We start from the raw sequence: 21515 nt of genomic DNA on the forward strand, positions 1-21515 counted from the left end.
ACATTGCTTTCGAATATCGGAAATATCTTTGAGCGCCTTATCCGTTAATCGGTGGGGCGCTTTATTGCGCGTTGGACAATCGCTAATGAGGGGGAAATTGTAACTTTCTAGCAGGACTTACGTCTAATTATCGAAAGGAGATGATTAACTTGACCAAATGGTTAACCTTGCTGCTGGCCGCAGCCATAGGTTTCCTATCCGGGCCGCAATTTTCTAAGGCTGAGCAGGAGCTCGCTGCACCAAGTGCTATGCCTTATGTAACCTTGATGGACGGGTTTACATTATATGCAAGCAAGGAAACAAGATCTAATGAAGTCATCGGCTCGCTTAGCGCGTTCCAGTCTGTCCACCTAGCTCCTATCGAGAGCAGCATGCTGCTGGGCATCACTGGTATGGATAAAGTGCCGGTTATGACATGGCTTGGTGAAGCATGGATTAATTTGAAGGAAGGCGCGTACAAATACGGACAAATGGAGCTTCAGGAGCAAACGCTGACTTTACTTGAACAGGAAACAGATCTGTATGACTCTGCTTCACCGATGAAGATGACCGCGTACAAACTCTCTCCGCAAACAGTTCAGGCGGTTGCCTCTATCACTGTGTGCGACCCTTACACGCCATGCTACTCCAATGATAAGTGGTACCTAATCAAAACTTCGTGGCTTGGAGACAAGTGGATTCGCCCGTATCATTATGCAGAGAAATACAAAGGTTCTCCGGTCGAAGGAATGATATCGATTGAACAGGAGACTGAGGTTTATATGCTGCCTTTCGAGAAACCGTTGGCTGACGAGCCGAAGCTTCCCCCTCAGATCGTGAAGCCTATCGAGAAGTATAAGCAGCAAGCGAGAATGGTTCCTCCAAGCGTCTGGTATAAGATCGACACAACGATGGGACTAAGATGGATACACGCAGATGATTCCCATGGACTCGGGTTTGAGGGTGTAGAGAAGGTCGACCTTAAGCTGGACATTCCTGTCCCATTTCACTATTACACATTACCATTCCCTTATAGCAGCGAGTTACCTGGGCCTCAGCTGCCGCAAACCGTTCATGCGATTGGAAAAATAGATGGTTGGTACTTTGTCGTAATAGACGGTTCTGGTAAATGGATCAACCTGGCCAAGGAAATCTCTTCCCGGTTAACCGGTGACTTCGATAACGATGCGAAGCTCGGGGTAAAGTTAAGTGATGTTAGTCTTGAACTGACGGCAGCATCCATTGCACTGGACACACCGTATATGGACGCTTCATTGACTACGCAGGAGCTCACCTTCACACCACAAACCGTCACCGCTTCACGCGAATGGAAGTCTCCAAACGGGGAGTTGTGGTATTACATCCATACTTGGCTGGGAGCCAAATGGGTACGGCCATAGCAAAAAATTGAATCCATGCGACGACTATATAGCTGATTGAATGATTAGCTTTTCGCAACGTAAGTCAATCCATAAGACAGCCAAATGAAATGATATACATTGACGGCCCCGTATATCAAGACGGTGAGGGTCAAACAGGGCTGGACCCAGACCCTTTTTCGAATATGGGGGTATATGGCCATTAGGATCAAAGGAAGTATCAGTTTAACAATAGTATCCACCCACATGCCACTCGTAAATTCTTCGGATAAGTGGATTTAATTCCTCGATAAATGCCAGATGCAGGCCAATATCTGTAAATAACGCGTCACTACAACATAAGAAAAGTAACCTAATAAGTGTTTTACTTATAAAAAATTGACGAACGACATCCATAGGCTCGTCCTCACTTTCGACTGCAAGAATGAAGTGAACTTGATATGGTTATATATGGATGATACATAATGTAACTTTTGTAAGCAATAGGTCATGTGCAAATAAAAGTGTAAAGACTTGGAGGATCTATTTTGACATTACACAGCATAGGTGAAATTAGTGAAATAAACCGATTTCCTGTAAAGTCATTTGCGGGAGAATCTTTACAGACTAGCCATATTGTGAATAGTGGTTTAGACGGCGACCGCTGTTTTGCTTTTATTGATGAAACAAAAGAAGGATGGGATGGTTTTATCACGGCTAGAGATATCCCTAACATGCTTGCTTATAAGGCGAAAATCATCAGGAAGGATCATGAAGATGAGTTGCCTGAATTAGTAGTAACATCGCCAGATGGGCGGATCTTTAACTGGAGTGTAGAATTATTAGATGAAATCCAAAGGTATTCCAAAAGAAAGATATCTATGAGGTGCTATAAAACGCAGAACGCTGACCAGATGGCTGTCGATTCAGGGAGTATCTTAATCATTACGGACACTACTTTACGCAAGCTTGAAGAGATATGGGGAAAGAGATTGGATAAAAGGCGCTTTAGAGCAAACCTAGTTGTAACATTAGATGAAAACTCCATGAATGAAGGTAATTGGATAGGTAAGCGAATACAGATAGGCAATACTGAATTACAAATTGATAGTTATTGTGAGCGTTGTTCAATGATTACAATCGATCCAGATACACTCGAACGCGATGTTTCTTTGTTGAAGAAAATTAACGAGGAGATGAATTTAAATTTCGGAGTGTATGCTTCTGTCATAAAGCCGGGACCAATTAATATTGGTGAGAAGGTATATTTAGTAGATTAGCCTAATGAATAAAACTGGTCCGGAAAATATAAATGAAACTCCTATATGTTCTCCGGACATAAAAATTGTCTATTCATCCAACTACTCTAACTCTTGGTTTTGCGGTTAGTGAACAACATCAGTCCAAATGAGATAATGATAATGGCTCCTGCCCAACACCATGCAAGGGTTTGATCACCAGATTCAACAGCCATATATATGGCGGTAGGAAGTGTTTGGGTTTTGTGAGGGATGTTGCCTGCTATCATAAGCGTTGCACCGAATTCCCCGAGACCTCGAGCAAAGCCAAGAATGTAAGCTGCCGTAACAGATCGCCATGCCAAAGGTAAGGTTATATATCGTAGAACTTGCCACTCGTTTGCTCCCGTTGATCTCCCCGCGTCCTCCAGATCTTTGTTAACCGAGGTAAATCCGGTTTTCATCGTTTGATAAACTAAAGGAAAAGCCACCACGATCGAAGCGATCACCGCAGCCCCCCATGTAAATATGATCGATTGATTGAAGAAGCTTTCCATGAGGTACCCAATCCAACTCTTTTTACCCAGTAGGACCAGCAAGATAAAGCCCACGACTGTCGGAGGCAGTACCAAAGGCAGAAAAAACGTAGTTTCTAACAATGTCTTTCCGCGAAAGTTCCGCCGCGACATACCCCAAGCTGCTAATCCACCAATCAAAAGAACAAAAACGCTGGATACCACGGCAACCTTTAATGAAAGAATTATAGGATAAGTAAATTCTGTCCAGTTAATTTGTTTCATCATCATTTTGGAATAGAGAAGCCGTATTTTACAAACACATCTTGGGCTTCTTTACTTTGGAGATACGTGTAAAAGTCAGCGGTTTCTTTGCTATGTTTTGTTGCTTTTACAATACCTGCAGGATATTCAATGGGCGTGTACGTTTTGGGATCAACACTAAAAGCTGCTTTCACATTTCTTGAAGTCAACGCATCGGTCTTATAAACAAAACCGGCTTCAGCATTCCCGGACTCTACGTAGGTAAGTACTTGGCGTACATCTTTTCCTTGTACGATTTTGGCTTGAAGCGTGTCCCAAAGTTTCGCGTTAGTCAGTGCCTCTTTGGCATAGCTGCCAGCTGGCACTGTCTGCGGTTCTCCAACTGCCAAGTGCTTGATCGTTTCGTTTGTTAAATCTTCTATTTTTTGTACAGTCACTTTACCATCAGCGGGAACAACGAGAACTAATTCATTAATTAGCAAGCTTTTTTGCTGTGTTGGATCAATCAACTGCTTGTCGACTAGTGTTTTCATATTTTTAGTTGCTGCCGAAAAGAATAAATCTACAGGAGCTCCCTGTTCGATTTGCTGTTGCAGAGCCCCAGAGGCTCCGAAATTAAAATTGAGTTTAATTTGTTTGTTTTTGTTCTCGTAATTCGTTTGAATCTCTTTGAATGCATCGGTTAAGCTTGCGGCTGCAGAAATCGTTAATTCTACTTTCTCAGTGGGTATTGATGTTGAACTTGCAGCAGGTTGCTCCGTTTTGCTCGCACAACCTGTGCTGATCATAGCAGTTATAACAAAAAATAAGAAAATATAACTAAACATTCTTATTTTTAACATTTTATTCCCTCCGAACTTAAAATTATATCTATTTGATTATAAATAGAATAAATCTGATTATTGATCATTATATAAAACCATGTTTAATTAGTAAACAACGGGATTGAAAATACCCTATGTATCAGCTTATGATAGATGATAATGTAATAGCAGTTTTGATGTAGGAGTAAATCTACTCTACCTTTATGAAAAACATGCTTTTGGAGGCTTACAATGACAGCTGACATTTCCTATACAACGGAAGAAATATCTAAACTTTTGAAAATCTCCAAACTAACCGTCTATGATCTAATAAAAAAAGGTGATCTGCCTTCCTACCGTGTCGGAAAGCAAATGCGCGTAGACGCATCGGATCTCGAAGCATATAAAACACGTGCGAAAGGAGGTGTGGCCTCTATCCTCAAAAAGGATTTGGCTGAACCTCCTGCACAGCAGCAATTCCATGCTCATACTGCCTCATCTTCGAAACATTCTCTTGTTATAACTGGACAAGACGTGAGCTTGGACATTTTAGCCAAACATATCGAGAGAAATGTACCCAATTACAGACCGCTTCGTTCTTACGTAGGAAGTCTGGATAGTTTAATTTCGATGTATAAGGGTGAATCTGATATTGTCAGCACCCATTTGCTGGATGGTGACACAGGTGAATATAACATTCCCTATATCCGAAAATTACTGACGGGTTCTTCCTATCTTGTTATGAATCTCGTCTCTCGATCGGCTGGCCTATACGTTAAGCAAGGAAATCCTAAACAGATCTACGGATGGGCTGATCTCAAGAAGCCTGGACTTCAATTGGTCAATCGTGAAAAAGGTTCCGGCGCACGTGTTCTTCTCGATGAGCAGCTCCGTCTTCATGGCATTCCGCATCAGCTGCTTAGCGGATATGAGCGGGAGGAATCGAATCACATGGGTGTGGCTGGTAAAGTTGCCACGGGTGAAGCGGATTTCGGAGTAGGGATTGAAAAAGCAGCCTATATGGTTGGCGGCGTTGAGTTCATTCCGATTATTCAAGAACGATATGACCTTGTCATGTTAAAGAAACCGGAAAATCTGGAATGGATTGAGAGAGTTAAGCAAGTCTTACAATCCGAATCCTTCCATAATGAGCTGCGTCCTATCCGAGGTTATGACTTATCGCAGACAGGACGCATTTTATTCGAGACTTAACGTATCACATTTAAAACATGCCAATTCACTTGTGATCTAGTGAATTGGCATGTTTTTTATTTTTTATCGCTGTGGTGTCAGAGGAGGAGGAATTCCGTCTAAGGACTGATTTTAATCCGAGAGATCTCATTTACAATAAATTCTATGAGAAGAACGGTCATGGAAGATGGTGAGCATGCTGCATTATTGGATTGGGATAGTGAGAAAACAGATCATTTGGTGCAGTTGTATTCCCATATATGTGTGCTTGGGAGTACGAGTGGGATGGTTCGTTCGAACGGTTCTCATTCACATGAAACGAATGCAAAGGATGATGACGCGGGGGAAAATGCCAGTTTGAAATATCATAATGCAACTCATATTTCAATATAAAAAGCTTACCTAATCGCAAGCGATTAGATAAGCTCCTTAGGTACGATTTAAAACACTTTCGTCGTCCAAGATTCACAGTTCCATGTTTCTGTTACGACATCCCGATAAAAGTCCGGTTCATGGGAAATCAGCAGGATGCTGCCTTTGTACGACTGGAGAGCACGTTTCAGTTCATCCTTCGCATCGACATCCAAGTGGTTCGTCGGCTCATCGAGCACGAGTAGGTTCGTCTCGCGGTTGATCAGCTTGCAAAGTCTAACCTTAGCTTTCTCACCACCGCTGAGTACCACAACTTTACTCTCGATATGTTTGGTTGTGAGACCGCATTTGGCTAACGCCGCGCGTACTTCGAATTGTGAGAATGAGGGGAACTCATTCCACACTTCCTCAATACAGGTGTTGTTATTGGAATCCTTGATCTCCTGTTGGAAGTAACCAATTTGGAGGTTATCTCCCTTTTGTACAGACCCGGATAATGACTTGATTTCACCTAAAATACTACGCAGCAATGTCGTTTTACCGATGCCATTCGCCCCTACAAGCGCGATCTTCTGACCTCGCTCCATACGAAGGTTGAGCGGTCTGGATAAGGGATCCTCGTAACCGATGACGAGATCGGTCGCTTCAAAGATCAGCTTACCAGCCGTTCTCCCCTCCTTGAAATTAAACTGCGGCTTCGGTTTTTCTCTGCCCAGTTCGATGACTTCCATCTTGTCCAGCTTCTTTTGCCGGGACATCGCCATATTCCGCGTCGCCACACTCGCTTTATTACGGGCAACGAAATCCTTCAATTCAGAAATTTCCTGCTGTTGGCGCTTATACGCGGATTCAAGCTGCGACTTTCTCATTTCGTGAACCTGCTGGAAATGCTCGTAATCGCCAACATAGCGGTTTAAGGCTTGATTTTCCATGTGATAAATCAGGTTGATAACGCTGTTAAGGAACGGAATATCATGTGAGATGAGAATGAAGGCATTTTCATACTCTTGCAGGTAGCGTTTCAACCATTCGATATGCTGTTCATCGAGATAGTTCGTCGGCTCATCGAGGAGAAGAATGTCCGGCTTTTCGAGTAGAAGCTTCGCAAGCAATACCTTCGTTCGCTGCCCACCGCTTAAATCATTGACGTCCTTATCCAGCCCAATATCCGTAAGGCCTAGTCCACGGGCGGTTTCTTCGATCTTGGCATCGATCATGTAGAAATCTTGATTCGTCAGTGTATCCTGAATCGTTCCAACATCTTCAAGCATTTGCTCAAGCTCTTCTGGGGTTACGTCGCCCATCTTGGCGTACATATCGTTCATTTCCTGTTCCATGTCGAACAGATATTGAAAGGCTCCCTTTAAGATGTCGCGGATCGAAAGTCCCTTGTTCAGTACTGCATGTTGATCCAGGTAACCAACGCGCATACGCTTGGACCATTCGACCTTGCCGTCATCCGGCTGGAGCTTACCTGTAATGATGTTCATGAAGGTGGACTTCCCTTCACCGTTAGCGCCGATGAGTCCGATGTGCTCGCCCTTGAGTAGGCGGAAGGATACATCGTTGAAGATGGCGCGGTCTCCAAAGCCGTGACTTAGTCGTTCTACGTTTAATATGCTCATGAATGACACCTTTTCTTTTGATCTATTCTTACTTTATTCCTATTTTATTATAAACCATATGGAGTGAACAACTCCCTGGAAGAAGAATTCATCGAATCCTCATTTACTGTCCCTAATGATATATCCTTGTCCAAGTTCAATCTCTGTGAAACCCGCCATGTGGCGTGCCTGAAATCCGATTGGCTTGTTTCTGCCCATGATAATGATATTTAGTATGTCGGCCGCACCCTCAGATGGCAGGGCAAACGATTTGATATAAGCATATTCCTCGCTAAGAGTCGTATGAATGGCATTAAGGAGCTGATCATTCTCGCCTTTGCCCATCAGATTCATGATGATAGACCCTTGCGAATCGAGTTTTTCCCTAGTCATCCTGAAAAATTCCCTGGACGTTAAATGCAGAGGAGTACCCTTCTCCGTAAAGGCGTCCAAAATAATATAATCGTAGGTCAGCGGTTCCTCACTCCCGAGAATCTGGCGTCCATCACCAACAATCACATTATCCTTGCGGTATCCAAAAAACCTCTTGCTTAATTCCACGATTTTATCATCGAGCTCCGCTACTTTAAATCGTTTCTCCGAATAATGCCCTGCAATCGTTCCAACTCCGTGCCCAATGACAAATACATCCTCGAATGATAGGGTGTTAAAATCCATTAAATGGATAATCGCTCGCGGATATTCAAATAGGATTCGTTCGGGATTATTCAAATCCATCGCACCTTGTATAGCCCTATTGGAAAACTCCAATACTCGGAAGTTTCCTTTCTCACCATACAGTTCCGGCGTGTCGTATACAGATATCTCGTGGTTATTGCTGACCTCTTTAAACAGTAAATCCAAGTTATGTAGCTCCTTCCTTACTTCCTATTTTTTACAACTAAATGGAATGGTTAGCGTCTAATCATTTAAAGAATGAAGAAGAGGTGCAGCTCATTGAAAAAATTTCTATTGGGATTAAGTTGTGGTTTCGTTATGGCCTGTTCATCGGTTGCTTTGGCGTCGGATACTATTCAAGCTCTGCTATTTCCAGCAAGCTTTGAAATCAATGGGAATAGTACGACATTAAACAATGATTACAAGGTACTTAACGTAGATGGGCATGCGTATGTACCTATCCGTTTTGTCGCTGAACACTTGGGGGCTACTATTGACTATGATGCGGATACACATAAGATTTTCATGAAAAATGCAAATCTAACGTTAACGGATCCCAATTATAAAGGCATAACTGTTGGGAACTTAATTCTAACAAAATTGGGTGAAAACACGAAAGTTACAGGGCAACTGCAAATCGAAGGTATGGGTAATACCAAGAATATGATAGGAGCAAACCTTTCTTTTTACAATGATAAATGGGAAAAAGTTGGAGAAGTTGCCATAAGCGGTAATGATTTTGGGGTCGATGCGCAGACCTTCGTGTCAGAGGGATTAGGGGACTTCCGAACATACTCAACGGTTAATCTACATATTGGCGCTGTAAACAATCGGATTATTAGTCAAGTCCCAAGCATCATGTATGAAAATAAGGCATACAATTTCACTCTAAAACTCCCTAAGCGTTGGGAAGGGAAGTATGAGGTCGCGAACACCATCTTTGAAGCTTCTAAACGTGAAAGTTTTGATTTTATCGATAAGGCAAATAAAGTGTTTGGGGGCGTGTCCTTTACGATCACGAGATGGACGAAAGAAGACTGGCAGACAAACAGTGAAGAAACGGCTAGGAATAGTCATCTTTCAAAAATCGGAGAAAAGGGAGACCATATTTTCACGTTAAGCACTCCAACAGATGTACAATATAATCTACATGATGAGAAGTTGAAGGCTGAGTATCTTTCTATGTATGACGATATCATTAACATAAAAACGTCTTTTGAGATTAAAAATTAGTTCGAATTTATAAAAGCTGACAGACTGTTGTCATATTATGAATGTTATATTTTCTATATTAAAACTAGTAGGAGGACATATACATGCATGCAGCAGTTACTGAAAAACTTATTTATGGCAAAAGAATAAGAACAAATAATCAAAATACAGATAAAATACTTAGTCTGTGGGAAGAGTTTCTTCGTTTAAAATTAAAAGGTGATATATATGCAGTTTATAATAATTATTCAAGTGATTTTACAGGTGATTATGATTTGCATATTGGTTCTGAAGAGAAATTCACGGATGAAAGCAGTGTCATAATTCCAGCAGGAAACTACCATGTTGTAGAGGTAGATAATACCGATCCACAGGGAGTCTTTCATGCTTGGGTGGATATCTGGAAAAGTAATATTAGAAGAGCATATAAAACCGATTTTGAATTTTATTCTCAGGATGGCAGTATAAAGATAGTTCTATCCATTTAATCGCAAATAGTAAAAAGATCCACAACTCATTGTTGTGGATCTTTTTCTATCTTTTTGACAACAAATTATCTATTGCGTTGTAACAACAAAAATCCGCTAACACTTGACGTTTTTCTCTGGAACACGATTTTAAAACCAATGTTATGGTCTAATAAGCAGTTTAAGGCATTGATAAGCAATCCATTAGGTACTAGCGTAAATCTACAAGGTTGAGCATTGCCAATAACACGAGCAGCAATAATCCTGCGTGGTGAACCAGGAACTAGAGGGTTTCTTGTCCAACTGATCAATACTAAATCGGGCTGTTTAACAGCTTTTACACGAGCCATTCCGATCACCTCGCTTCTATATTAGATTCTCTATATTAAATGCAAAGTAGATTTATACTGTGCGAACAAAAGGCGGAGTAATGAACACTGGCATACATGACAAAAAAGACCTCTCAGCTGGCTTTCGCAGGCGCGTGCTTCGCCAGAGCGCCAAAAAAGACCTCTCAGCTGCCGACTACGGCGTGTGAGGTCTGGGCCCGGGACTGAGAAGGCCGTCTCCGACTTCTCAGCAGGCTTTCGCTGGCGTGTGGTTAATTCCATGTGAAAGATGCCATCGAAGTCATTTATCCTTGCGTCACTCGACGACCATACTCGGCTTTGCGATAGTCCTTCGGCACGATGCCTTTGCTTTCTCGAAAAATGCGAGAAAATGTCTTATAAGACCCGTACCCGACCTCCAAGGCAATCTCCGTTACGCTCATGTCGGTGGATACTAGCAGGCTGCACGCATGGCGCAGTCGAAGATCGTGCAGGAAATGAACGAACGTTTGGCCGGTCGTTTGTTTAATGACCTCGCTGATGCGGGATACACTCATCGTGAACCGCGTAGCGAGGTCAGACAGGGCCAGATCCTCTTGATAGTTTCGGTGGATGTAGTGAATGATTGGCCACACGGAAGGACTCGTTTTCGCTCCTGAGAGCGGCGAGATGGCCGTGACTTCTGCCTGTCCTGCTTGTTTCCAACGATAACGATCGAAGCGAACAAGAATTTCCTTCAGTCTCGCCTTCAGCAGCGTCTGCCTGTAGCGTTCGTTGGCGTTGTACTCTTTGTACATATCTTCAATGAGAGCGCTCATTTGCTGTTGATCTTGCCCACTTAGCTGGACATAGCCCGGCAGGGTATTCGTATCATTAAACAGGCCGGACAAGCCTTGATCGTTCCCTGGCTCCATAAGCAGATCCATACTGAATGAGCAGTTGAATAGGACAAGATGCTCCCCCGGATCTGTGAAAATTTCATGCACCTGATAGGGCAGTACGAACGTAAAAGTGCCTGGTGTCATTGTATGTTTCACATCATTTATGGTTTCTGCTCCTCGGCCATTGACGACGTAAGAGAACTCTAGGTAATCATGGCGATGTGCCCGAAAGCCACGGTCGAGCGTATTCCTGCTGAAGTGAAAAGGGAAAGACGATTCCATATTGGGATACGTTTTTAGATAATCGGGAAAGTACGTCATAATGAGGCTGATCTCCTTCGAAAAAATGGGACGTTTTCCGAAATAACGGTACGACTTCTTGCTGCACTTATTTTACCATAAAAGGAGATCGAACAGGATGTGCATATGAGGAGGAACGAACAGTGGGAAGCGTTAACAAAATTAGAGTAGGTATTATTGGAGCGGGAAATATTGGCGGGGTTCACATTCGTGAATTTTCGAAGCTAGGCAATTTATGTGAAATTACGGCGATTACAGATGCCTATCTGCCACTCGCGGAAGCACGCGCGCTGGAACACGGTATTACTTACGTGCCATCTACCCCTGAAGAACTTATACAAAGTGAGAATGTAGACGCTGTTATTATCGGCGTGCCCAATATGCACCATGCTTCGCTTGCTGTACAAGCGATTGAAGCAGGCAAGCACGTGCTGATTGAGAAGCCAATGGGTATCAATGCGGAAGCGGCCAAACAAATTTACAAGGCAAGTCAAGCATCGGATAAAGTCGTCATGATCGGCCACCAAATGCGCTGGGAATCCGTGCCACTTCAGATCAAGGAGCAGGTCGATGCCGGTGAACTCGGCAAGATTTATACAGCGAAAACAGGTTGGTTCCGCCGCAAGGGTATTCCCGGTTGGGGCACCTGGTTTACGAAAATGGAGGAGTCAGGCGGGGGCCCGCTGATTGATATTGGCGTTCATATGCTGGATCTTGCCCTCTACTTGATGGGGAATCCGAAGCCAGTGTCGGTTTCGGGCGCTACGTATGCCGAATTCGGGCCTCGCCGCAAAGGAATCGGAACATGGGGTACGCCGAACTGGAACGGTACGTACGACGTGGAAGATCTGGCCACTGCTTTGATTCGCATGGAAGATGGCAGCACGCTGACGCTGGAAGTGAGCTGGGCCGTGCATATGGATACGGACAATACACCGTTCGTTCACCTGATGGGAACAGAAGGCGGAGCGAGCTATCGCGGAGCTAACGGTAAGCTGTTAACGGAGAAGTTTAACAAAGCGATCGAGACCGATCTGAAGAAACCGGACGATGATGAGGGTGAACGTCTGCGCCTTAGTCTCCATTTCCTAGATTGCATTCGCGAAGGCAAACAACCGATAACATCGGCACTCTCCGGCTTTACGAACAATTTAATTCTCGATGCCATTTACGAATCTTCACGAACTGGGAATGAAGTGAAGTTGAATTGGAACGAATAACATCATACTTGGAGGGAAGAACATGCTAAGAGGATTAACGGGGGCTGGACTCGGCAAGCTTGAAAGTAATGAACAATTCATAGAGTTGGCTGCAAAATATGGCTTCGGGGCTGTCGATATCGACGCGCTTGGTCTAGTAGAGAGCTACAGTGTAGATGGGGCACGTGAGCTGCTTCATAAACATGGCCTCGTCATTGGTTCCATCGGTTTGCCGGTTGAATGGCGAGGGACGGAAGAGACCTTCCGTGCAGGCTTGCCGAAGTTGACACAAGCAGCAGCCGCTGCTGCAGCACTTGGATGTACGAGCTGCTGCACATACGTGTTACCTTCAACAGATTTGGGCGCTGCGCATTTCATGGCGTTAGCTACACGCAGATTGCGTACTTGTGCTCAAATCCTAGGCGCCTACGGTATCCGTCTTGGTCTAGAGTTCGTTGGTCCGCATCATCTGCGTACCCGTTGGAAGCATCCATTCATCTGGACGCTGGATGAGACGCTGGATTGGATCGACGCCATTGGCGAGAGCAACGTAGGCTTATTGTTCGACGCGTACCATTGGTACACGAACAGGCTAACGGTGGCCGATATTGAGAAGCTTCGCGCCGAGCAGATCGTGCATGTCCACATCAACGATGCACCAGACGTTCCCGTGGAAGAAGTGCTGGATAACGGACGCTTGTATCCAGGTGAGGGTGTAATCGACTTGGCAGGCTTCCTGCAAGGGCTGCAGCGTATTGGTTATAAGGGGGCTGTCTCTCAGGAAATATTGACGGCAACGCCACCGACAGAATCCCCCGAGAGCTTAGTTCAACGTTCGAAAGCCGGCTTCGATAAAGTGTATGCGGCAGCTGGGATTTGATTTTGCAACATAGCAGGTAATGGTTAAATAAGATTGGGCTCGCCTTGAGTAGGCTGGGCCTCTTTCTTTTTTATAGCATAGGAGGGCAGCATGGGAAATATCGCGCTAATCACAAACAATATTCAAATAAAGAAGAAGCTGATCCTATCTTATTTATTAGTTGTCTTTGTTCCTGTCTTAACGGTAGGGCTCTTGTTGACGGAATCTTTGAAGGACATGGCAATCGAACATGCCGTACAGCAGTCTATCAACAATGTCGAGAAAATAAAAAAACAAGTGGAGGAGACACTCAAAATACCGACGGATATTTCTAATAAAATCTACTTCGATAAACAATTAAAAGCTTTAGTAAGTAAAGAGTATGAATCTAATCTTGAAGTATTTCATGCGTATTCCGAGTATACCGATCTAACCGACTACATGCTTTTATACAAAGAGATTTCCGGAATCCGATTCTACACAATGAATGCAACCTTGCTTGAAAATTGGTCTATTTTTCACTTGAATACGAGCATGCTTAAAGAACCTTGGTATATGGAGGCCATTGAAAATCGCGGCAAAATTGGTTGGTACTATATACCTGATCAAACGAAGCAAGGACCAAGTTATGTTAGTCTTGTCAGGCCAATTTATTATAGCAATATGATCTTCTGCGGTATGTTGGTAATTACGATCAATCCGCAGCACTTGCATGCGACTCTTAATCAAGAGCCTTTCGAGACCATGATTCTTTCTGATCAAGATGAGGTTCTTGCCGCGAAGGACCAAACCCTTGTCGGCAGCTCGCTTAAGCAGCTCCAACTAGTCGATTCTTTCGGAAGCCAAGCGATTAAAGTTGAGGATTCGATCTACCAAGGTAAACAAGTGAAAATCATTATTCAATCCATATTCCCAGAAAATAGTAATAATAGCCTTCGTATTATTAGTGTGATTCCATTGGAAACCATATTAAAGGAGTCTCAACACATTAGTTACATCGCGTATTGGATCATATTCAGCAGTCTGCTGTTATCCATATTTTTTATTCTCTTTTTTTCAAGTGCTATGACGAAACGGATTGGTGTTTTGATCAGAGATATTCGGATGGTAGCAAGGGGGGATTTATCACATAGCTCTGTTGTTCAAGGCAAGGACGAAATCGGACAGCTCTCGCATCATTTTAATCATATGGTAACCAGCATTGATGACCTCATGAAACGGGTCGAAGAAGCTCAGCGAGAGCAGCATGCGCTTGAGCTTAAGCAAAGGGAAATTAAATTTAAAATGCTTGTTAACCAAGTGAATCCACATTTTCTGTTTAATGTGCTAGAGACGATTCGAATGAAAGCTGTTTGTCAGGAGGAAGAGGAAATTGCCAACTCGGTTAAGGCGCTTGGAAAGCTTCTTCGTCATAATCTTGAAATTGGGCATGAAGCAGTTTCACTGTTATCGGAGATTGAAATGATACACATCTATTTAGAAATTCAGAAATTCCGATTTGGCGATAAGCTCAATTATGAATTGCCTAATCAGATGGAAATTGGGGGAATTATGATACTTCCCATGCTTTTACAGCCTATTGTAGAGAATGCCATTATTCATGGTATCGAAAATAAGATCGGAAAAGGGACAGTAAGTGTCCAAATCAAGTATGAGGGTTCTACGATTAAACTTAGTGTAAGCGATGACGGGATTGGCATGGAGGCGGATAAATGCAGGGAGATTATGGCTACACTTCATAATCCAGAGGATGAACAAGGTCAGCGGATTGGTTTGCACAATGTTCATCAGCGGATCAAACACTACTATGGGGCTGAATATGGACTAGATCTTAGCAGCCATCCCAGATTAGGAACGAGGATCAGTATCATCATACCTATTGGAGGAAAAGAAGATGTATAAACTAATCATAATTGATGATGAACCCATCATTCGTCAAGGATTGAGGAAAATTATTGACTGGAAGTCCTTCGATATTGAGATTTGCGGTGAAGCGGATAACGGCTTGGATGGACTTCAGCTGTGTAAGGATATCAATCCTGATGTGGTGATCGTTGATATTAGAATGCCCGGTATGGACGGACTGCGGCTTATCGAAGAGGCCAGGCTGCATGGACTGCAGAGTGATTTCATCATTTTGAGCGGTTACTCCGAATTTTCCTACGCCCAAAAAGCTACGGAATATGGTGTTCGTTGTTATTTACTGAAACCGATTGAGCAGACTGAGCTGCTTACTCGCATGAATGATTTACGTGAAATATGGAAAAAGCGGACCAAAGAACAGGCGCAGCTGCAATCTTCTACACAACTTATTGTTCAACATAAGCTTCAACAATTGCTGCGTCGGGAGAGCGTTTCAGATGGAAATGAAGAAGAACAAAATCTTTTATCGTTGCATCTCGAGCTTCCGTGGAACACCTACCAAATGATTTTGATCGAATCGGAGCTCCAACAATGGGAGCCTGAGGAGATGACATACCTATCTGAGCATTTAAACAGACATATGATCAAACGCCATAGAGGTGTCGTTTTTCCCATTGGAAAGTACATTGGGATATTGTGCGAGGAAATAGATCCTTATTTAGAGCTTGATCTTTATTTATCTGAGGCTCAAGAGGCAATGGACTTGGAGCTAGTTGTTGCCATGGGGCCTAAAGTGAACCACTTTAACCAGATAGGTAAGTCTTATCAATATGCCTACGAATGCATGAAGAAGAAGTTCCTTTCTGAGAGAAAGGGCAGCATTCTTACCCCTCTTCCTGTTCAGGATCCTGTTATAACCATCGATACCTCAGCTTTTTCAATGGGGAGTTTTGCCGATCATACCTCAAAAGCGATTGTTGCGGGTAATCAAGAGCTGCTATTGGATATATTGACGGATGCTGAATCCGCAATGCTGCAGCTTGGATGGTATGAAAAACAAATCAAAGCCAGCTATATATCCATGTACGTAGAATTGATAAAGCTCCTAACTGACATAGACGAACGGATGAAAGCCCATATGCCTACGTTAAATGAGATCGTTAAGGCCATTGACAATCAGAAAACTATGCAAGCTTTACGAGCCTTAGTCGAAAAGGAGCTGCTTGGTATTTACGAGCATTGGGCTAAAGAAAAAAGAAATAACAACTTCAATAGTATTCTCGATTATATCTCTACTCATTATTGCTCGGAGATCAACTTAGAAATGTTGGCGAAATTATTTCATTACAATAGCTCCTATTTAGGGAAATTGTTTAAGAGTCAGACAGGTGAATCGTTCAATACTTATTTGGATCGGATTCGAATGGACAAAGCCAAGCAGCTATTAATTGATGACTATAGAGTGTATGAAGTAGCTGAAATGGTAGGCTATGCGAATGTCGATTACTTTCACTTGAAATTTAAGAAAGCGATTGGAGAATCACCGACGATGTACCGGGAAAAATGGAAAACAAAAACATGAACCTGTGTGCAGATAACGCGTTAAATTGCCATTCAATATCCAATTAACAAATGATTCATATCTAGTTTTTCGGGTGTTGCAAGCGCTTTATTCCCGTTATATTTGTAGATGTAAGAACAATTATGTGACTAAAGGAGCGCGTTTAGATGGAAACCAGGAGTCAACCTCATATCGTTGCTTCAATTGGAAGGAAGAAAACGAAGTGGAAAACCGTCATTGAACAGCGGTATCTATTTCTCATGTCACTGCCTTTTGTCATTTGGATATTCATTTTCAATTACGTCCCTATTTGGGGATGGTTGATGGCATTCCAGAAATACAAGCCAGGTAAATCGTTCAGTGAGCAAACCTGGGTTGGATTCGATAACTTCGTTGCACTTTTTAATGAGCCTCACTTCTACCTGGTCTTGCGGAATACGCTTGCAATGAGCTCTATGAGCTTGGTTGTAGGATATACATTTCCAATTTTATTCGCTATTTTACTCAATGAAATTCGTTTAATTGCTTTCAAGCGAACGATGCAAACGATTTCTTATTTACCCCATTTTGTGTCATGGGTCGTGGTGGCTGGTATGGTAACGAAGATGCTGTCAACAGATGGCGGCATCGTTAATGAAATTTTGGTTGGTTTGCATATTATCGATAAACCGATTCAGTTTATGGCGCAAGGACACTTGTTCTGGGGCATTGTAACGTTATCTGATCTTTGGAAAGAAATGGGTTGGAATTCAATCATATACTTAGCTGCAATAGCAGGTATTGATCCAGAGCTATTTGAAGCTGCTAAGGTAGACGGAGCTGGGAGATTTCGACGCATTTGGCACATAACGCTTCCTGGAATTCGTCCTACCATTATGGTCATGATGGTTCTATCTATCGGGTGGTTAACCAGCATAGGGTTTGAGAAGCAATACTTGCTTGGCAACGCAATTGTACAAGATTACGCAGAGGTTCTTGATCTCTATGTGCTGAACTACGGAATCAAGCTTGCGCGCTTTTCATTCGGTACAGCGGTGGGGATTGTAAACACTATCGTCGCGATTACACTGCTTCTGACGTCTAATTGGCTATTTAAGCGTTGGACAAAAGAAAGCGTTATATAGGAGGCGATAGATAGCTATGAAGGTTGGAACTGGAAATAAATTTGGGGATGTCACGTTCGAACTATGCTTGTATGTCTGTATGGTTATTGTAGGTATTGTGACAATCTATCCGTTTTGGAACATTCTCGCGATCTCTTTCAATGATGCGATGGATAGCGTTCGAGGAGGCATCTATCTTTGGCCTCGCGTTTTCACATGGGAGAATTACAAACAGATATTTATGTATAACAATTTGATTGTTGCTTTCCAGAACTCTGTGCTTCGAACTGTGATTGGAACTGTACTTGGCGTATTCAGCTCAGCGATGGTTGCTTACGTACTAAGCCGTAAAGATTTTATTGCTAGAAAGCAAATTTCATTGACCTTTGTTCTTACCTTGTACTTTTCTGGGGGCTTAATACCCGTGTACATGTTAATGAGAGAGCTGCATTTAATGAATACGTTTTGGGTGTATATTTTACCCGGTCTCGTCAGTGCATGGAATATTTTCATCATCCGTTCTTTTATAGACGGGCTGCCGATTAGTTTACAGGAATCGGCGAAGCTGGACGGTGCAAACGATTTGACGATCTTTTTCAAAATCATATTACCGCTGTGTAAACCTGTTCTTGCGACCATTGCTTTATTTATCGCGGTTGGGCAGTGGAACTCATGGTTTGATACGTTTTTGTACAATAGCAACTCCGAACACCTATCCACCTTGCAGTATGAATTAATGAAGATATTGGCAAACACGACAGCAGGCTCCAATAATGCCGACCTTGCACGAAGCTCTAATCCAGGGCTCTCCGCTCAGGTATCACCTGAATCCATACGTGCTGCTATTACCATAGTTGCTACGCTGCCCATTCTGATTGTATATCCGTTTCTCCAAAAGTACTTTGTCAAAGGCTTAACATTGGGGGCTGTCAAGGCGTGATCTAGATGACGTATATGATTTATTTCATTCGGTATGAGCAGGTCATCGGTCTGTTACTACATAGGTACCAAAATAAGGAGGGCTAATATGAAAAAGAGCAGAAAAATGATAGCGTTCACTTTAATTGCAACATTGGCATTGACAGGCTGCAGTATGATGGGTGAAGGTTCAAAAGATACGAAGACAGTGGGGAATTCGACCACCAAAGATGACAAATCTCCAATCACAATAACCATGTTTAGTGCTGATCAAAACACGAACTATGAGAACATGCAAAGCCCGGTCGGCAAAAAGATTACGGAACTAACCGGCGTTACCCTCAAAATTGATTATCCGGTTGGGGATCCGAAACAAAAGGTAGCCCTTATGGCGGCAAGCGGGGAATATCCTGATCTTATTTTTGCGAAAAACGATTCAAATATCATCGCAGATGCTGGCGGGTTCGTTGATCTTGCTCCGCTGATTGATAAGTATGGGCCTAATATCAAAAAGCTGTATGGCGATTACTTGAAGCGATTGAAGTGGAGTAAGGATAATAAAGCGATTTACTATCTAGGTACATTTGGTGTCAATGAACAGCAATGGGAGCCAAAAGATGGTTTTCAACTGCAGCATCAGGTTGTCAAAGAACTTGGTTATCCTAAACTCAAAACGGTGACGGATTACGAGAATGCCATTAAAACCTTTAAAGATAAACACCCTACAATTGATGGGAAACCTACGTTAGGACTATCGTTACTCGCAGATGATTGGCGGATAGCCCAATCTGTTACGAATCCAGCCGTTTTTGCAACCGGGGGTTCTGACGACGGGGAATGGTATATCGACGAAAAAACACAAAAGCCGGTGCTCCATTTAACGCGTCCTGAAGAAAAAGAATACTTCAAATGGCTCAATCACATGAATGATATTGGACTTTTGGATCCAGAAAGCTTTGTTCAGAAATACGATCAATATAAAGCGAAAATTGCTTCCGGTCGTGTGCTCGCTATTATCGATTCCAAATGGCAGTATTTAGAGGCAGAACAATCTTTGAAGCAAGCAGGAAAAAATGAACTAACGTATGGCATGTATCCCATTACATTAAATGAAAGCTTTAAGAACAAAAACTTCCAAAGCGCAGGTTACTCAGCAGGTTGGGGAGTTGCCATTTCCAAGTCTGCTAAAGATCCGGTGCGTATTATTAAATTCCTGGATTGGTTAGCTTCTGATGAAGCACAAATTTTGAATAATTGGGGAATTGAAGGCGTTCATTACAAAATAGAGAATGGCAAACGTGTCGTTCCTAAGGAAGAAATGGATCAACGTGTGAAGGACCCTCAATATGGGAAGAAAACAGGAATAGGCGTATACGGTTATCCATTCTCTCAGTACGGCGATGGTGTGAAGGATCCTTCCGGCCAAACGTATACGATTAAAAGTGAGCAGCAAATTATTGACGGTTATACAACGGTAGAGAAAGAGGTCCTTGCTAAGTACAATGCGAAGATGTGGCAGGATCTTTACCCTAAAGCTTCTGAATTCCCAAGTAAACCTTGGGGGGCGGCGTGGCAAATCAATATTCCTCAAGATACGGATGGAGCCATCATTTTCCAGAAAATTATGGAGCTGTCTAGAAAGCGAATTCCGGAACTCATCATGGCAAATCCGAAAAAGTTCGACGAGTTATGGGACTCCTTCCAAAAAGAACTTGAGCAAGCTGGTGTGAAAAAGTTGGAAACGCAATTTGATGCTCTCCTAAAAGAGCGTATTAAGATGTGGAACGAATAGCTTGTAGTTATAGGATGAACGGTGGAAGACTGCCGCTATTGTCAAATGGACATAGCAGCAGTCTTCTTATTTTTCCAACAAGAAAGCGAACCAAATGGAGCCCATTTTCCATTCGACAAAGGTTCCTAAAATCCACCCCTATGGAATGACAACCTTTTTATCCATTTTCTTATAGTATTTTCTTGTCCATAGACACAACACATCACGAATTTAAAGGAGATATCAAAGGGGAAATGGAACAAGAAGACTATATCGCAGAGGCAACCTTCCATGCTAACATTTCATACCTCATTCAAGCCCAAACGAAAAAGCAAGCCTTAGAACAGGTGGCATACGAATTAGACAAAACCAACATCCAGCTTAGTGAAATTACGCTAGAAAATGAATTAGGGGACTCCAACGTTTTTACGGTTCAAGAAGTTGAAAAAATGGATTGGTATGATGTGGATCATACAGAGTGCTGTAACCAATTTAGGGTATTTGGATGTATGCAGCTGCTTATTGTCCTACGGAAACAGAGTGACACTATGAAAGATGTCGAACAAGTAACCTACCATATGTCTCAGTTACTTGTATACGGTAAACCTGTTTTGACGATATCAGAAGGCTATAAGCACATATTTTTAACCGTTTCACAACATAAAATGGAGTGGAAAACCAAGCTTCAGGAGACAGAAACGGAAACGGAAACAGTGCTTTTGAGTAAACTTGCCTAACAATAAATGAAAGAGAGGATACGATCATGCAAATCAAAAAGAAAAACGACATTGGTGAGATTTTGGACAATTTTTCATCGTTTGCGAAATGGGACGCTTCAGGAGAGAAACTATACCTAGTGTTTGCTGACAACAAACGCGGAGGGCAATGGACTTTGATGAACTACTCGGATGATCGTTTCAGCGTTCATGGACTTGGCCAAGACTATGCAGATGAGAAAGAATCGTTCTTTGAAGAACGTAACAGCGTTGTATCGTTTCTATGGGATAATCGTGCTGCACTCAAAGCAGCGGTCAAACCAACAACCTAGCA

Annotated in this window: 20 protein-coding genes and 1 pseudogene; 15 read left to right on the top strand and 6 right to left on the bottom strand. The window is 42.8% G+C overall.

The annotated features are described in order from the left end of the window. Nucleotides 1-149: 149 nt before the first annotated feature. Nucleotides 150-1379, top strand: a complete 1230-nt coding sequence (locus QFZ77_RS07370) for a hypothetical protein (protein WP_307438054.1) — start codon at nt 150-152, stop codon at nt 1377-1379. A 44-nt stretch (nt 1380-1423) separates the two neighbouring features. Here QFZ77_RS07370 and QFZ77_RS37735 read toward each other — a convergent pair. Further along, nucleotides 1424-1754, bottom strand: a pseudogene (locus QFZ77_RS37735) (DUF5658 family protein). A 131-nt stretch (nt 1755-1885) separates the two neighbouring features. Here QFZ77_RS37735 and QFZ77_RS07375 point away from each other — a divergent pair. Next, the gene (locus QFZ77_RS07375; RefSeq protein WP_307438055.1) at nt 1886-2617 is read left to right on the top strand and encodes an MOSC domain-containing protein; all 732 of its coding nucleotides are present in this window, start codon (nt 1886-1888) and stop codon (nt 2615-2617) included. Nucleotides 2618-2703: 86 nt separating this feature from the next. Here QFZ77_RS07375 and modB read toward each other — a convergent pair whose 3' ends face one another. Beyond that, nucleotides 2704-3375 (bottom strand): molybdate ABC transporter permease subunit, encoded by a 672-nt coding sequence (gene modB / locus QFZ77_RS07380; RefSeq protein WP_307449312.1) that lies wholly within the window; start codon nt 3373-3375, stop codon nt 2704-2706. A 2-nt stretch (nt 3376-3377) separates the two neighbouring features. Continuing rightward, nucleotides 3378-4196 carry a molybdate ABC transporter substrate-binding protein gene (gene modA, locus QFZ77_RS07385; RefSeq protein WP_307438057.1) on the bottom strand — a complete coding sequence of 273 codons (819 nt, stop codon included), beginning with the start codon at nt 4194-4196 and terminating at the stop codon, nt 3378-3380. 213 nt (nt 4197-4409) lie between these two features. Between modA and QFZ77_RS07390 the strand changes: the two genes are divergently transcribed. Together QFZ77_RS07390 and QFZ77_RS07395 are read left to right on the top strand one after the other, a co-directional pair. Beyond that, complete coding sequence (locus QFZ77_RS07390; RefSeq protein WP_307438060.1) at nt 4410-5369, top strand: helix-turn-helix transcriptional regulator; 960 nt, start codon at nt 4410-4412, stop codon at nt 5367-5369. A gap of 159 nt (nt 5370-5528) precedes the next feature. Continuing rightward, nucleotides 5529-5741, top strand: a complete 213-nt coding sequence (locus QFZ77_RS07395; protein ID WP_307438062.1) for a hypothetical protein — start codon at nt 5529-5531, stop codon at nt 5739-5741. 47 nt (nt 5742-5788) lie between these two features. On the opposite strand, the gene QFZ77_RS07400 is transcribed toward QFZ77_RS07395, so the two are convergent. Then, nucleotides 5789-7345 (bottom strand): ABC-F family ATP-binding cassette domain-containing protein, encoded by a 1557-nt coding sequence (locus tag QFZ77_RS07400; RefSeq protein ID WP_307438064.1) that lies wholly within the window; start codon nt 7343-7345, stop codon nt 5789-5791. A gap of 99 nt (nt 7346-7444) precedes the next feature. Continuing rightward, nucleotides 7445-8188: a spermidine synthase gene (locus tag QFZ77_RS07405; RefSeq protein ID WP_307438067.1), complete on the bottom strand. Its 744-nt coding sequence runs from the start codon at nt 8186-8188 to the stop codon at nt 7445-7447. Nucleotides 8189-8281: 93 nt separating this feature from the next. Here QFZ77_RS07405 and QFZ77_RS07410 point away from each other — a divergent pair, with 93 nt between their 5' ends. Together QFZ77_RS07410 and QFZ77_RS07415 are read left to right on the top strand one after the other, a co-directional pair. Further along, nucleotides 8282-9235, top strand: coding sequence for a stalk domain-containing protein (locus QFZ77_RS07410; RefSeq protein WP_307438070.1), 954 nt, complete (start codon nt 8282-8284; stop codon nt 9233-9235). 83 nt (nt 9236-9318) lie between these two features. Then, nucleotides 9319-9702, top strand: coding sequence for a GyrI-like domain-containing protein (locus QFZ77_RS07415; protein WP_307438073.1), 384 nt, complete (start codon nt 9319-9321; stop codon nt 9700-9702). Between the two features lie 613 nt (nt 9703-10315). On the opposite strand, the gene QFZ77_RS07420 is transcribed toward QFZ77_RS07415, so the two are convergent. Then, the gene (locus QFZ77_RS07420; protein ID WP_307438075.1) at nt 10316-11212 is read right to left on the bottom strand and encodes an AraC family transcriptional regulator; all 897 of its coding nucleotides are present in this window, start codon (nt 11210-11212) and stop codon (nt 10316-10318) included. 122 nt (nt 11213-11334) lie between these two features. On the opposite strand from QFZ77_RS07420, the gene QFZ77_RS07425 reads away from it, so the two are divergent. The 9 genes from QFZ77_RS07425 (at nt 11335) to QFZ77_RS07465 (ending at nt 21513) form a co-directional block, all read left to right on the top strand. After that, on the top strand, nt 11335-12411 hold the full coding sequence (locus tag QFZ77_RS07425; protein WP_307438077.1) for a Gfo/Idh/MocA family protein: 1077 nt from the start codon (nt 11335-11337) through the stop codon (nt 12409-12411). 22 nt (nt 12412-12433) lie between these two features. Beyond that, the gene (locus QFZ77_RS07430; RefSeq protein WP_307438080.1) at nt 12434-13270 is read left to right on the top strand and encodes a sugar phosphate isomerase/epimerase family protein; all 837 of its coding nucleotides are present in this window, start codon (nt 12434-12436) and stop codon (nt 13268-13270) included. Nucleotides 13271-13360: 90 nt separating this feature from the next. Beyond that, entirely contained in the window at nt 13361-15151 is a 1791-nt protein-coding gene (locus QFZ77_RS07435) for a sensor histidine kinase (RefSeq protein ID WP_307438083.1), read from the top strand. Beyond that, nucleotides 15144-16694, top strand: a complete 1551-nt coding sequence (locus tag QFZ77_RS07440; RefSeq protein WP_307438085.1) for a response regulator transcription factor — start codon at nt 15144-15146, stop codon at nt 16692-16694. The genes QFZ77_RS07435 and QFZ77_RS07440 overlap by 8 nt, the downstream gene beginning before the upstream one ends. 146 nt (nt 16695-16840) lie before the next feature. Then, nucleotides 16841-17797, top strand: coding sequence for an ABC transporter permease (locus tag QFZ77_RS07445; RefSeq protein WP_307438088.1), 957 nt, complete (start codon nt 16841-16843; stop codon nt 17795-17797). A gap of 16 nt (nt 17798-17813) precedes the next feature. Continuing rightward, nucleotides 17814-18716 carry a carbohydrate ABC transporter permease gene (locus QFZ77_RS07450; protein WP_307438089.1) on the top strand — a complete coding sequence of 301 codons (903 nt, stop codon included), beginning with the start codon at nt 17814-17816 and terminating at the stop codon, nt 18714-18716. Between the two features lie 87 nt (nt 18717-18803). Then, entirely contained in the window at nt 18804-20486 is a 1683-nt protein-coding gene (locus QFZ77_RS07455; RefSeq protein WP_307438091.1) for an ABC transporter substrate-binding protein, read from the top strand. A gap of 233 nt (nt 20487-20719) precedes the next feature. Then, on the top strand, nt 20720-21202 hold the full coding sequence (locus QFZ77_RS07460) for a hypothetical protein (RefSeq protein ID WP_307438093.1): 483 nt from the start codon (nt 20720-20722) through the stop codon (nt 21200-21202). Between the two features lie 26 nt (nt 21203-21228). Further along, entirely contained in the window at nt 21229-21513 is a 285-nt protein-coding gene (locus tag QFZ77_RS07465; RefSeq protein WP_307438096.1) for a hypothetical protein, read from the top strand. Nucleotides 21514-21515: the final 2 nt, after the last annotated feature.

The sequence above is a fragment of the Paenibacillus sp. V4I3 genome, from assembly GCF_030817215.1.
Classification (GTDB): domain Bacteria; phylum Bacillota; class Bacilli; order Paenibacillales; family NBRC-103111; genus Paenibacillus_E.